Annotated in this window: 7 protein-coding genes; all 7 read right to left on the minus strand. The window is 72.1% G+C overall.

Annotation, left to right across the window (positions count from 1 at the left end):
- Positions 1–13: 13 nt before the first annotated feature.
- A complete protein-coding gene (locus ASG29_RS00145) occupies positions 14–832 on the minus strand; it encodes an IclR family transcriptional regulator (protein WP_200932332.1) in 819 nt (272 codons plus the stop codon).
- 104 nt (positions 833–936) lie between these two features.
- Positions 937–2,871, minus strand: a complete 1,935-nt coding sequence (locus ASG29_RS00150) for an alpha-L-fucosidase (RefSeq protein ID WP_055978539.1) — start codon at positions 2,869–2,871, stop codon at positions 937–939.
- On the minus strand, positions 2,868–5,189 hold the full coding sequence (locus ASG29_RS00155; protein ID WP_055980575.1) for a GH92 family glycosyl hydrolase: 2,322 nt from the start codon (positions 5,187–5,189) through the stop codon (positions 2,868–2,870). The genes ASG29_RS00150 and ASG29_RS00155 overlap by 4 nt, the downstream gene beginning before the upstream one ends.
- On the minus strand, positions 5,183–6,598 hold the full coding sequence (locus ASG29_RS00160) for a glycoside hydrolase family 125 protein (protein WP_055978541.1): 1,416 nt from the start codon (positions 6,596–6,598) through the stop codon (positions 5,183–5,185). The genes ASG29_RS00155 and ASG29_RS00160 overlap by 7 nt, the downstream gene beginning before the upstream one ends.
- Positions 6,595–9,120 carry a glycoside hydrolase family 3 C-terminal domain-containing protein gene (locus ASG29_RS00165; protein WP_055978543.1) on the minus strand — a complete coding sequence of 842 codons (2,526 nt, stop codon included), beginning with the start codon at positions 9,118–9,120 and terminating at the stop codon, positions 6,595–6,597. Before ASG29_RS00165 ends, ASG29_RS00160 begins: the two co-directional genes overlap by 4 nt.
- On the minus strand, positions 9,117–11,690 hold the full coding sequence (locus ASG29_RS00170) for a beta-mannosidase (protein ID WP_055978545.1): 2,574 nt from the start codon (positions 11,688–11,690) through the stop codon (positions 9,117–9,119). Before ASG29_RS00170 ends, ASG29_RS00165 begins: the two co-directional genes overlap by 4 nt.
- Entirely contained in the window at positions 11,687–14,029 is a 2,343-nt protein-coding gene (locus ASG29_RS00175; RefSeq protein WP_235532707.1) for a beta-N-acetylhexosaminidase, read from the minus strand. Before ASG29_RS00175 ends, ASG29_RS00170 begins: the two co-directional genes overlap by 4 nt.
- Positions 14,030–14,054: the final 25 nt, after the last annotated feature.

Raw genomic sequence — 14,054 nt, forward strand, 5'->3', positions numbered from 1 at the left:
CGACGCCGTCGCGTCAGACGCGGTGGTCGGACACCAGCAGGCCCGCGGAAATCTCCGCCGCGGTGGCGCGCAGGTGCTTCAGGACGTCATCGACCCGCATCTGCTCTCCGATGCTCTGGACATAGGGTACGGTCAGCACCGCCGCGGCGGCCACGCCGCGCAAGATCGGCGCGGCCAGGTCGGTGATGCCCACGACGAAGCTGCTCTTCGCCCGTTCGAACCCGCGCTCACGCGCCCGAAGCGCGCGCTCGCGAAAATCGTCGAGCCGGACCGGATCGAGATCCGGGATCTGCGCGATCCAGCGAGCGCGGTCGGGTTCGTCGAGGAACGCGAAATGCACGACCGCGGAATTGGAATCCAGCATCGGCCGGCGATGGCCGATGCGGACGGTGAAGCCGATCTGTTCCGACGATTCGATCCGCGCGACGACGACGATCTCGCCCCCCGACCGCATCGTCAGGTGGCACGATTGACCGATCCGCCGCGTCAGCTCGCGCATTTGCGGCAAGGCGGTTTCCAGCAACGTCTTGATCGGCGGCTGTTCCATGCCCAGCGCGAACAGCTTCTCGGTCGGGACGAATCCGCCGCCGGGGGCTTGGCGGATGAAACCGCGATGTTCCAGTACTTGGATCATCCGGAACAGCTCGCTGGGCGACCGCTTCAACCGGTCGCTGATCGCCACCGCGTTGAGCGGGCGGCTCTCGCGCGCCAGCAGTTCCAGGATGTCCAGACCCTTCTCAAGCGCGGGCGCGCGATACTTCTGTTCGGTGTCCGCATCCGGATCCGCGTCCGCGTCCGCGTCCACGACGACCAGTGCCGCCTTTCTAGCCACGGGCCGACACGCACGGCTGGAATCGAACAACATTCGTCATACAAAAATACTAGAACCCGCGCCGGGCGAATTCAAGATCGTGCTTCGTCGCCCGCCCGCCGGGCTCAGCGCCGCGGCGCGAACCCGCCGATCCCCGCGATCGCCAGGCGCCGCGCGGGCACCGCGGTCTCGGCGAAGGCCAGGCGCAGGTACCGCATCGGGCGCGGCGCAGCGAAGGCGAACCGCTGCGTCGACAAGGCGTAGGCGATGTTGGGCAGTTCGCCCGCCGCCCCCGCCCGCCACGTGCGCCCGTCGCGGCTGGTATCCGCGACATATCCCTTCGGCGGCGCGGCACCGTCCATCACGTGACGCGACGGAGTCAGCGTGAATCCCGCCACGACCTGTTCCACGCCCAGGTCGACCGTCACCGTCGCGGGAGCGCCGGGGGTGGGGGCGGGCAGGACCCAGACCGTGCCCGCATCGTCGTCGAGCAGCGCCGCCGCGCCCGGCGCGCTTGCCGACACGATCCGCCACCCCGCGATCGACAGCACCGACGGATCGCTGGACACGATCGCGGGCACCGGCACGGGCGCGACGGACCGGAACAGCGACACCTCGCCGATCGCGGGACAGACGGGGGCGTCCAATATGCGCAGCCGCACGCGCCGCGCGGTGATCGGCGCGGGCAGGCGGATGATGCGCTGGGCCGAGATGCATTCCCTCGTCGCCAGCGTGCGCCAGGCGCCGTCCACCTCGGCATCGACCGCGAACCGCGTCACGCGGACACCCAGCGGCAGATATTCGCGGATCCGGACCAGGTCGAACGCGCGGCCGGGCGGCAGGTCCAGCGTCAGGCTGGGCGTCGTCACGCCGTCGGGCGCGGACCAATAGGTTTCGCGATCCCCATCCAGCACGCGAGCGGGCTCGAACCCGGGACCGCGCACGTGGCTGGCGGCGGCGACCGCCCCCTGCGCCAGATCGGTCGCGAAGCTGGCGCGGATCGCGTCGCCGAAGCTTTTCAGGATGCGCGCGTCCTGATCGGGGATGCGCCCGCGCCGGTCGGGCGGCAGGTTCAGGTGCATGTTGGTGCCGCGCCCCACCGACGTGTCGTGATACCGGACCAGATTATCGGGCGAGCGGACCTTCGAATCCTCGTCCGCGTGATGGAACCAGCCGGGCCGGATCGAGGTGTTGGTCTCGGCGGGCCACCAGAGCGCGCCGCCGCGCACGCCCGAATTGCCCTCCGCCTGAACATAGGGGTGGTCGGGCATCGTCGGCCAGCACGGGTCGCCCGCGATCCCGTCCTCGTTACCGACCCAGCGGATGTCGCTGCCCAACGGATCGAACGTGCAGGCCATCGGCTGATGCCGGTGCACCAAAGCGACGATGGCGGGCCAGTCGTAGTAACGCGGCGCATCGATCCGCCGCATCTCCCGCGCGCCGCCGTAATAGCCGTCGCCGCCATTGGCACCGTCGAACCAGAACTCGAACAACTCCCCGTAGCGGGTGCACAATTCCACCACCTGGCGACGGAAATACTCGACATAGGCGGGGCGGCCGTAGTCGGCGTGGTTGCGATCCCACGGCGACAGGTACAGCCCGAACGCCAGCCCCGCGCGCCGGCACGCCGCCGCCATCTCGCCCACGATGTCGCCCTTCCCGCCCTTGTACGGGGCGTTGCGGATGCAATGGTCGGTCAGCGTCGTGGGCCACAGGCAGAAGCCGTCGTGGTGCTTGGCGGTCAGGACCAGACCGCGCATCCCCCCCGCCTTCGCCGCGCCGACGATCTGGTCGGCGGAGAAATCGGCGGGGTCGAACAGCGCCGGGTCCTCGTCGCCATAGCCCCATTCCTTGTCGGTGAAGGTGTTGATCGAGAAATGGACGAAGGCATAGCGTTCGCGCGCATGCCAGCGCCATTGCCGCGGCGACGGCACCGCCCCCCAGGGCGCGGGCGCGGCGATCCGGGGCCGCGCCACGGCGGGCACGGCGGCGGCGGCGGTCGCGGCGAGCCCCGCGACGACGACGCGACGACGGTCCGGCGTGGGGGGGGCGACGGTCATGCAGGCTTTCCGAAGGACGGCGGCCGATCCGCGCGCGCGCGGCCGAAATCGCGGTTCGGCACGTCGCTCATGACGAAGCGCAGGCGCCCGCCGCCGACCAGCGTGGCGTGATCGATCCAGCTTTTCGTCCACGGGCGACCGTTCCACGTCACCGATGCGATATACGGCCGGTCGGGCGCATTGCCCGCCGCCTCGACCACCAGGCGCCGCCCCGCGCCGACGGTCACCTCCGCGCGATCGAACAGCGGAGAGCCGAAGACATAGGCCGCCTCCACCGGATCGACCGGGTAGAAGCCCAGCGCGGACAGGACGAACCACGCGCTCATCTGCCCGCAATCGTCGTTGCCGATGATGCCGTCGGGGTCGTTGCGATACATGTCCACGCACAGCCGCCGCACCATCGCCTGCGTCTTCCACGGCGCGCCGACATAGGCGTACAGATACGGCACGTGCTGGTCGGGTTCGTTGCCGTGCGCGTACTGGCCGACCAGTCCGGCGATGTCGGGCGGCGCGTTCGCGGGCAGGGTGGAGGGCGCGGCGAACAGCGCGTCCAGCCGCGCCTCGAACGCCGCGTCGCCGCCGAAATGCGCGATCTGGCCGTACAGGTCGTGCTGGTTCAGGAACGTCGCCTGCCAGCCGTTCGCCTCGGTATAGTCGCGCCACCACGGCTTGGGCATGTGGCCCAGCTGGATCGGATCGTAGGGCGTCCACCAGCTGCCGTCGGCGAAGCGCGGGCGCGCGAAGCCGATCGACGCGTCGAGCACGTTGCGCCAGTTGCCCGAGCGTTTGAGCAGGCGACCCGCGTCCGCGTCCTGCCCGATCGCGCGCGCGATCCGCGCCGAGGCCCAGTCGTCATAGGCATATTCCTGCGTCCGGCTGACACTTTCGAACACCTTGTCCGCGGGGACGTAGCCCAGCCGGTCGTACAGGTCGCGACCGAGCGAATTGTCCTGGTCGGGCGCGGCGAAATCGAAGCTCCGGCGGCGGATGGCGGGCCAGGCGGCGGCGTAATCGGCGGGGATCCCCTTCGCCTGCGCCTCCGCCAGGGGTACGACGCCGTGCCAGCCGATCATCGTCCCCGTCTCCTTCCCCTGCAACGGCCACACGAGCGGCCCGTAGGGCGATTCCCCGGTCTGCCGGATCATGTCGTCCACCAGGCTCCTGACGCGATCCGGCGCGATCAGCGTCAGCAGCGGATGCAGCGCGCGGTACGTGTCCCACAGCGAATAGGTGCTGTACGCCGCGCCGCCCGCGGGCACGCGCCGCATGGTGCCGTCCATCGCGGGATATCGCCCGTCGACGTCGGAGAACAGCGTCGGCGCCAGCTGGGCATGATAGACGGCGGTGGCCATGACCGTACGCTGGTCCGCGGTGCCGCCCGCGACCCGGACCGCGCCGAGCGCCGCGTCCCACCGCGACGTCGCGGCACGGCGCGTGCGGTCGAAGTCCCAGTCGCGCGCCTCCGCCGCCAGGTTCGCGCGCGCACCCGCTACGTCGACCCCGGATATGCCGCAGCGGATCAGGATCGGTGCGCTGCCCGCATCGTCGTAGTGCAGCACCGCCTTCAACCGCCTGCCCGCCACCGCCGTCGTCCCCGCGGGCTGCTGCGCATCGCCGTCGCCGTAGAAGGTGACCCGGTCGGGCCGGCGCGACACCTGCATCGCGAAGAAGATGCGCCGCCCCTTGGCCCAGCGGAACACGCGGCGACCGCCCGTGATCGTGCCGTCGGCGTCGATCGCCAGCCGCGCATCGTCGATCAGCGGCTGCTGATCGGGCTTGTCCCATCGGTCGAGGATCATGTGCGACAGATCGACCAGGATGTGGCCGGGTCCCGCGGGGAAGCTGTGCCGGTGCCATCCGGTGCGATCGGTCGCCGTCAGTTCGGACCGCACCCCGGATTCCAGCGTCACGCGGTAATAGCCCGGCCGGGCATGTTCGGCGGTGAAGCGCTGGCGATAGCCCGCATCGGGGTCCGTCAGCGGCCCCGGCAGCAGCTGCACCGGGCCGCGCGTCGGCACGACCAGCACGTCCAGCATGTCGCCGATGCCGGTGCCCGACAGGTGCGTGTGGCTGAACCCCATGATCGACGTGTCGGTGCGGTGATAGCCGGAACAGGCGTCCCAGCGTTCGAGGTCGGTATCGGGCGACAATTGCACCATCCCGAACGGCAGGGTCGCGCCGGGATAGGTATGGCCGTGCCCGCCCGTGCCGATGAACAGGTCGGGCTCCGCCGTCGTCGAGGACGGGCGCGCGGATAGGGCGGGCGCGAACGCGATCGCGCTCGATCCCAGCAGGAAGCGTCGGGATATCGTCACAATGGCCTCGCCAGCAGATGCGGCCGGTGATCGGCCAGGTGGACGATGAGCTCGCCGAACAGGCCGTTGGCCCAGGCGAACCAGCCGCGCGTGAACTTCGCCGGATCGTCCCGGTCGAACGCCTCGTGGATGAAGCCGGTCCCGCCGTCGGTGTCGCGCAGGGTCTTCAGGCAGGCGCGAATCGTCGCGTCGTCGGGCGACGACAGCGCGCGGACGATCAGGGACATCGGCCAGATCTGGCCCGACCCGACGTGCGGGCCGCCGATCCCCTCCGCCGCGGTCCCGCGGAAGAACCACGGGTTGGCCTCGCTCCACGCCGCGTCGCGCGTCGCGCGCCACACCGGGTCGCGGGGATCGACGCAGCCCAGATACGCCAGCGCCGACAGCGACGGGACGTTGGCGTCGTCCATGAACACCGCGTTGCCGAAGCCGTCGACCTCATACGCCCAGACCTCGCGTCCGTCGCGCAGCCGCATCGTGCCGTACCGCCGCAGCGCCGCCGCGACCTCGTCCGCCAGCGCGACCGCCGCCCCCGCCAGCGCCGCGTCGCCCGCCGCATCGCGCGCGACGACCGCCAGTTCGCGCAGGGCGACGACCGCGAAATGGTTCGCGGGGATGAGGCAGGGATAGAGGCAGGCGTCGTCCGACGGCCGGAAGCCGGAATGGATCAGGCCGGTCGGCCGCGTGGGATTGCCCTGGCCCCACAGCAACGTCTCGGTCGGCTGGCTCGACGCGCGGCGGAAGCGATAGGGGCCCGGCCCGTCCTTGCGCTGCTGTTCGCGAAAGGTGGCGACGATCGCGTGCGCGGCGCGCGCCCAGGTCGCATCGAACGGCCGTGGGTCGCGCGTCGCGGTCCAGTAACCGTGCGACAGCCGGATGGCGTAGCACAGCGAATCGATCTCCCACTTCCGCTCCGCCACGCCCGGGCGCATCTCGGTCTCGTCCTTCAGCGCCCACGGCAGGTCGGTCGGCGCGGTCGGATCCTGCATGAAGGCGTTGGCGTAGGGGTCGATCAGGATGCAGCGCGCGTGCCGCGCGATCAGCCCGCGGAACAGCCGCCCCAGCGCCGGATCGCGCGCGACCAGGTGCAGATACGGTTTGAGCTGCGCCGCCGAATCGCGCAGCCACAGGCACGGGATGTCGCCGGTGATGACGAAGGCGTCGGGCGCGGCGTCGGTGCCGCTTATCGTGACCGTGGTGTCGAGCGTGTTGGGCCACGCGTTCGCGAACATCCAGCGCAGCTTCGGATCCGCGATCAGCGCCGAGACGCGCCCGATCTCGCGCTCCACCGCCGGGCTGACGAAGCGGCGCTGCGCCACGGTCGGGCGACGTGGGGGGAAGGCGGGCGCGGCCGGTGCCGGCGACGCGGCGAAGGCGACCCCGGCGGCGACGACGGTGCGGCGGTCGATCATTTCGGCAACTCCCGTGCGGGACCGGTGACGGTGAAGGCGGTCCACACGCCGGGCGCGTCCCCCGGCTGCCCGCCGCCGATCCACAGGCGATAGTCGCCCGGCACCACCCGGCGGACGCCGTCGCGGTCGACCGTGCTCATCCGGCGCGCGTCGATCGCCAGCGTCGCGTCGCGCGTCTCGCCGGGGCGCAGCGCCACGCGCACGAACGCCGCCAGCTGGTGTTGCAGCACCGGGTCGGTCAGGCCGGGGCGCCCGGCGGGGGCGGGCGGGACCAGATAGGCCTGCACCACCTCCTCCGCCGCGCGCCGTCCCGTATTGCGCACCGGCACCGCGACCGTCACCGTCGCCCCCGCGGCGACGCCGGCGGGGGGACGCGGGGCGGTATAGGCGAAGTCGGTGTAGCCGCGCCCGTGGCCGAACCGCCATTCGGGCGTGCCGGTGAAGAAGCGGTACGTGCGCTCCTTCATCCCGTAATCGACGAACGCGGGAAGGTCCGCGGTGGAGGCGTAGACGGTCACGGGCATCCGGCCGCTGGGCGACACGTCGCCCGCCAGGATGCGCGCCAGCGCAGTGCCGCCCTCCACACCCGGATACCAGGCGTACAGGATCGCGTCCGCCCTCACCCCGCCCAGCGCCACCGCGCTGCCCGCGGCGACGACGACGACCAAAGGCTTTCCGGTCGCGGCGAGGCGATCGAGCAGCCGGCGCTGCGGTTCGGGCAGCAGCACCTCGGTCCGGTCGCCCAGCGCGAAGCCGGGCACCGCGACCTTCAGCGCCTCCCCCTCCAGATCGGGGGACAGGCCGACCACGGCGACCACGACGTCGGCGTCGCGCGCCGCGCGCTCCGCCTCCGCCAGCAGCGGCCCGGCCGGGGGCAGCCATTGCAGCCGCACCCCCTCGTCCCCGCCGCGATGGTCGATCTCGATGCGGATCGGGACCGGCGCACCGCCGCGCACCACCGTTTCCAGCGCGCGCTCGCCGATCGTCCCGTCGATCCGCCGCTCGTCCCCGATCCACAGCCGGATCGCGTCGTGCGGCGGGCAGGCGTGCCAGCAGGCCGGGCCGCCCAGCACCAGCCGGTAGTCGCCCGGCCCCGGCGGGGTGAACGTGCCCGTCCACGTCGCGCGGAACGGCGCGGTCTTCGTCAGGTTCAGGTCGATCGTGCGATCGCGCCGCGTCGTGACCCGCCCCACAGCGTCGACGATGCGTACCGCCAGCCCCGGCCGGCCGGCCGCCGACAGCGCGGTTTCGGGGACCACGACCGGCGATCCGTCCGCCAGTACCGACCCCTGCGCGTAGGTCGCGCCCGGGAAACGCGCGCGGATGCCCGCCAGCGGCGTCACGGGACGGATCGCGGTACCGTGGTAATTGGCCTCGACCACGCCGAGGTCGTCCGCATTCGCGCCGATCACCGCCACGCGCCGCCCCGACAGCGGCAGGAGGCCCGCGTCGTTCCTCAGCAGGACGATCGACTTTTCCGCCGCCTCCCGCGCCAGCGCGCGATGCGCGGGCGCGCCGACCGCGGCGGGCGCGATCCGGTCCCACGCCGACGGCGCGGCCAGCACGCGCCGCATCGCCACCGCGCGGGCGAGTGCGGCGTCCACCGTCGCCTCCGCCACCAGACCGCGGCGCACCGCGTCGGGCAGCGCGGCATAGGTCGTGCCGCAATTCAGGTCGGTCCCGCCCTTCAGCGCCATCGCCGCGGCCTGCGCCGCATCGCGCGCGGCATATTGGAATTGCCAGATGTTGCCGACCGCATCGCAGTCCGACACGGTCAGCCCGGTGAAACCCCAGTCGCGCCGCAACCGGTCGATCATCAGGCTGGGCAAGGCGCAGACGGGCGTCCCGTGCACGCCGTTATAGGCGCACATCAGCGACATCGCCCGACCCTCCGTCACCGCGATGCGGAAGGCGGGGAGGTACGTCTCCTCCAGATCGCGCGGCGCCACCTGCACCGAGAAGCCGTCGCGCCCGCCCTCCGGGCCGGAATGGGCCACCAGATGCTTCGGCGTCGCCACGACCTTCGGATGCGCGGGGTCCGGTCCCTGCAAGCCGCGGACGAAGGCGGCGCCCAGCCGCCCCGACAGCAACGGATCCTCGCCATAGGTTTCCTGCCCGCGGCCCCAGCGCGGATCGCGGAAGATGTTGATGTTGGGGGACCAGATCGTCAGCCCTTCGAACAGGCCGCTGCCCGCGCCGCGCGGACGCGCGTTCCATTTCGCCCTCGCCTCCGTCGCGACGACGTCGCCGACGCGCGTCAGCAACGCCGCGTCCCAGGTCGCGGCCAGGCCGATCGCCTGCGGAAACACGGTCGCCGCGCCGTTGCGGGCCAGTCCGTGCAGCCCTTCGTTCCACCAATCGTAGGCGGGCAGGCCCAGTTTCGGTTCGGCGGGGGCCGCATTCTGCAATTGCGCGGCCTTCTCCTCCAGCGTCAGGTCCTGCGCGGCGGCAGGCGCGGCGAGCGCCGCGGCGAAAGCGGGGGCGAGGGCTGCGGCGAGGGCGGGGGCGAGCGCCAACCTCATGCCGGCCCCAGCGTCGACAGGGTCAGCGCCTTCGCCAGCGCTGCGGGATCGGCACGGCTGTCGATCGTCACGGTCACGCTCTCCCCCGGCAGCAGGTCGAACCCCTCGTCGGACGGCCGCGCATCGATCGGGCCGAAGCCGATGCCGACGACGCGCGCCAGCCGGGCGGCGGTGATCGTCAGCTCCCGGCCCCGCCAGCGCGCGGTCAGCCCGGCCGCGGGATAGGCCATCGCGCGCGGCCGCAGCCGCTCCACGATCGCGCGGCCGACCGGCCGGTCGCCGACGACCATTTCCGCGACGGCATAGCTCGCCGCGGCGGGCGCATCCGCGAACAATGCGGCGTCGGGGATCGTCGCGACGTCGGCCGCGGAGCCGGGCGCCAGCGTCACCGCCCCCTCGCGCATCCCGAGCGCGCGACCGTCCATCGCGAACCCGCGCACGCGCCACGTCGCCGCGACGGGCACGACCGCGTCGGACACCAGCGCGATCCGCGTCGCATCCCCCGCGCGCTCCGCCACCACGACCTGGGGCGCGAAGAAGCGCCGCGCGGCGTGGTGCAGCAATTTCCAGCGCCCGTGATGGTCGACGCTCGCCCAGCTGATCGCGGGCCACACGTCGTTCAATTGCCAGTACAGCGACCCCAAGGTGGTCGGGCGACAGGCGCGGTGGTGCAGCGCGCCCAGCCGGATCGCCTCCGCCTGCATCGCCTGGCTGAGGTACACGAAATCGGCGAAGTCGCGCGGATCGCGGTGATATTCCTTCAGGTAGGACAGGATACGCCCCTGCCCCTCGCCCGCCAGGAATTTCTGGTGCGCCTTGAGCACCGCGCTCTCCGGCTCCAGCGCGACGGTGCCCGCGAATCGCGCGATCGTCGGCAGGCCCGGCATCCCCTGGAACCCGTATTCGCTCATGAAGCGCGGGCAGCTGTCGGTGTAGCGCTCGATCGGTTTCCCGCCCGACCAGACGTCCCAGAAGTGCCGGTCGCCGGCCTTGTCGGTATCGACCGGCGCCTCGTAATCGGTGGAGGGCGATCCGGGCCAGTAGGGGGCATCGGGATCGCCGCGCGTTACCGCCTCGCGCAGCACGCGATCGAACAGCACCGTCATCGCGGTGCCGATCCGTTCCTGCTCGTCCGCGCCGATCGCCTTCTTGAACGCCTTGCGGTCGGACCAATTGTCCCAGCCGCCCTGCACCTCGTTATTGCCCGCCCACAGCACGAGGGAGGGATGCGCCTGCAACCGCGCGACCTGCTCCGCCGCCTCGATCGCGACGTTGCGGCGGAACGCGGCGTCGGGCGGGGTCACCGCGCCGCCGAACATGAAATCCTGCCACACCATCAGGCCCAGTTCGTCGGCCGCGTCGTAGAAGGCGTCGTCGGGATAATAGCCGCCGCCCCACACGCGCACCATGTTCATGTTCGCCGCCGCCGCATCGGCCAGCATCCGGCGCTGCATCGCCGCGGTCGTGCGCGACGGAAACATGTCGAACGGGATGAGGTTCGCGCCCTTCATGAAGATCGGCGTGCCGTTCACCTTCAGCCCGAACGCGCCGCCGTCGCGGATCAGCTCCACGGTGCGCAGCCCCGTCCGCCGCGTGACCGCGCCGCCGCCGTCCAGCGTCGTGCGTACGGTGTATAGCGGTTGCGCGCCATGGCCGACGGGTTGCCAGATCGCGGGCGCGGGGATCGTCACGGGCAGCGTCACGACATTATCGCCCGCGACCAGCGCCGCGCGCCGCGTCACGCGGATCGTGCGGCCGTCCGGCCCGGTCACGTCGGCCGCGACATCCGCCGCGCCGGGCGCCGCGGCGACGACGCGCGCGCGCAGCGTCAACCGCGCTTCCGCCCGCGACACCGCGTCCTGCACCACCGCGACGTCGTCGAGCCGGGTATCGTCCCATGCCTCGACGCGCACGTCCTTCCACGGGCCGATCGCGACGATGCGCGGGCCCCAGTCCCAGCCGTAATGATATTTCGGCTTGCGGATGTAGGGCGAGGTCTGCCGCCCCTTCGGCTCGTCGCCGAACGCGCTGTCATATTCGCCGGGCAGGGGATGTCGCTGCGCCAGTACCATCGGCTGGAGCGTGGCGATCGGCGGCGCGAAGGTGACGACGACGCTGTTCGCGCCCGCGCGCAGCATGGGCCTGGCGTCCGCGCGCCAGCGGCGATGCGCATTGTCGGCGCGGATCAGCACGCGGCCGTTGACCGCCACGGTCGCGAACGTGTCCAGCCCGTCGAACACCAGGTCGACATGGGCGCGCGACAGCAAAGCGGGCGTGGCGGTCAGCGTCGTGCGATACTGCCACCCGGTACGCCCCACCCACTGGATCGCGCCCTCGTCCATCCGCCGGAACGGATCGGGCACGATGCCGCGCGCGATCAGGTCCTGCTGCACCGTGCCGGGGACGGTGGCGGGCAGCCAGCGCGCGCCGGCGGGATGCGCCGCCGCCGCCGCGCGATCCGCGGGGTCGATCCGCACCTGCCACCCGCGCGTCAACGGGGTCGTCGCGACGGGTTCCGCCACGGCGCCCGTCGCGACGACCAGAAGGGCAGCGGGCAGCGCGATCCTCACCGCGCGTCCCCGGTCAGCTGGACGCGCGCGACGGTGTAATAGGGGTCGGACAATGGCGAGGTGAACTGGAAGCACATGTCGTGGTCCCCCGCCATCCGCGGCAGGACCCCCTCGAACGCGAATTGCTGCGGCGCCGTGGCCGGGTCGGGCAACGGGAAGGCGCCCGCGGCGATCGGGCGCGCCGCCTTGTCCCCCGCCGCGCGCGCCTTCGCCGCCGCGATGCAGCCGACCTGCACCAGCAATTCGCCGTGGTCGGACACGGCGTAATGCGCACGCAGCGCCCGCGCCTCGTGCGCCAGCCCGTAATGCCGCGCCAGCCGCGCGACCTCCACCCGATAGCCGCGCGCGACGTCCAGCGGGGCGTCGGGATACAAGGTGCACGTATCGAACAGGTTGATGTTGAACGCGGGCGCGTCATCGGTCGATTCGGACCGCAGCGGCACGCGCAGCCCCAGGCTGCCCGCCGGGCAGGCGGCCATTTCCGAACTGACGCGCGACAGCAGGGCGGCGCGCGACGTGTCGAAAGCGCGCGGCGCGGCGGTCGCGACCCCGCCCGCGTCGAACGCCGCGGCGCGCACGATCGTGCCCGGCGCCACCGACAGCGGCGCCGCGTACGCCGTCGACCGCGCGGTCGGCACGCGGCCGTCGGTGGTGTAGCGGATCGTGCCATAGGGCACCTGCGTCGCCAGCCGCACCGGCACCCGCCCCGTGCGCAGCGCGTCGCCGCGCGTGCCCGGGACCGCGAAATCCACCGCGAAGGCGCTGTCCGCCACGTTCACCCCCGCGCGCGCCCATCGTGCCGCCTGTCGATGGAGGCGGGGGAGGAAGGCGGCGAAATCCTTCGCTCCCTTCGCCGCCCAGGTGATCTCCGCCACCGCCCCCGCGCGGGGGAAGGCGTGATGCTGCAACTGGCGCGGGGTGACGATATATTCGCTCCACAGATTGCCCTGCGCCCCCAGCACGTGGCGTTCACGATCGGGCGCGATCCCCGCGGGCATGGGGTCGTAGCGGTACACCGCCTCCAGCGTGTTCAGCCCGAACCGGCCCGGCGGCTCGTCGATGCGATCGCTTTGCGTGTGGTTCAGGTACAACGGCCCACCGGGCGACAGCACCACGTCGTGCCCCGCGTTCGCGGCCTCGATCCCGCCCTTCTCCCCGCGCCACGACATGATCGACGCGCTGGCGGGCAGGCCGCCGTCCAGGATCTCGTCCCAGCCGATCAGGCGGCGGCCCTTCGATTGCAGATAGGCGCCGAACTGCTCGATCATCCAGCGTTGCAGCGCATTCTCGTCCTTCAGGCCCAGCGCCTTCATCTGCGCCTGCACCTTCGGGCTGCGCTCCCACTGGTCCTTCACCGCCTCGTCCCCGCCAAGGTGGATGTAGGTGCCGGGGAAGACGGCCATCACCTCGTCCAGCACGTCGCGGACGACCTGCATTCCCCGCGGATCGGGATTGAAGAGGTGGGGCATGATGCCCCAGTCGTGGCTCACCGGCGGCCGGTCGCCGAGGATGCCGAGGTCGGGATAGGCGGCGACCAGGGCGGTGGCGTGGCCGGGCAGGTCGATTTCGGGCACGATCGTCACGCCCCGCTCCGCGGCATAGGCGACCAGGCCGCGCAGGTCGGCCTGCGTATAGGCGCCACCGACCGGCGCGGACGGGGGCGGGCCGCCCGTCGAGGGCGCGATGCGCCACGCGCCGACCTGCGTCAGCTTCGGATATTTGCGGATCTCCATCCGCCAGCCCTGATCGTCGGTCAGGTGAAGGTGGAGCGTGTTCAGCTTCACCGCCGCCATCTGGTCGATCATGTCCTTCAGGACGCCGACCGGCTGGAAATGCCGCGCGGGATCGATCATCAGCCCGCGCCACGCGAAGCGCGGGGCGTCGTCGATCCGCATCGCCGGAATCGTCGCCGGGCGGCCGATCGCGCGGTCGGGGCTGGCCAGCTGCGCCAGCGTCATCGCCCCGTACAGCAGCCCGCGGTCGCCCGACGCCGCGATCTCGATCCCGCGCGCGTCAACGGTCAGCCGGTACGCCTCCGCCCCCGCGACGGCGGCGTCGCGGACCAGCCGGATCGCCTCGTCGCCCGCGCCGGCGACCACCAGCGTCAGTCCGCGCTGCGCGCGAACCTGCGCAACCAGCAGCCGCGCCGTCGCCGCCGCGCTGCGGTCGCCCGCGGGCACCGCGATCCGGGCGCCGTCGCGCAGCACGAAGCCACCCGGCCGCGCGACGATATGCGCGGGGGCGGGCAGCAGCATCTGCTGCGCGCCCGCGGCGCCGGCGAAGACCACGGATGCTACCAATCCCGCCAGGAGCGGGCGCATCAGCCGTACCGCCATCATGCCACCCATGTACCACCCCCGAACC

Source organism: Sphingomonas sp. Leaf412, from assembly GCF_001425405.1.
GTDB lineage: Bacteria > Pseudomonadota > Alphaproteobacteria > Sphingomonadales > Sphingomonadaceae > Sphingomonas.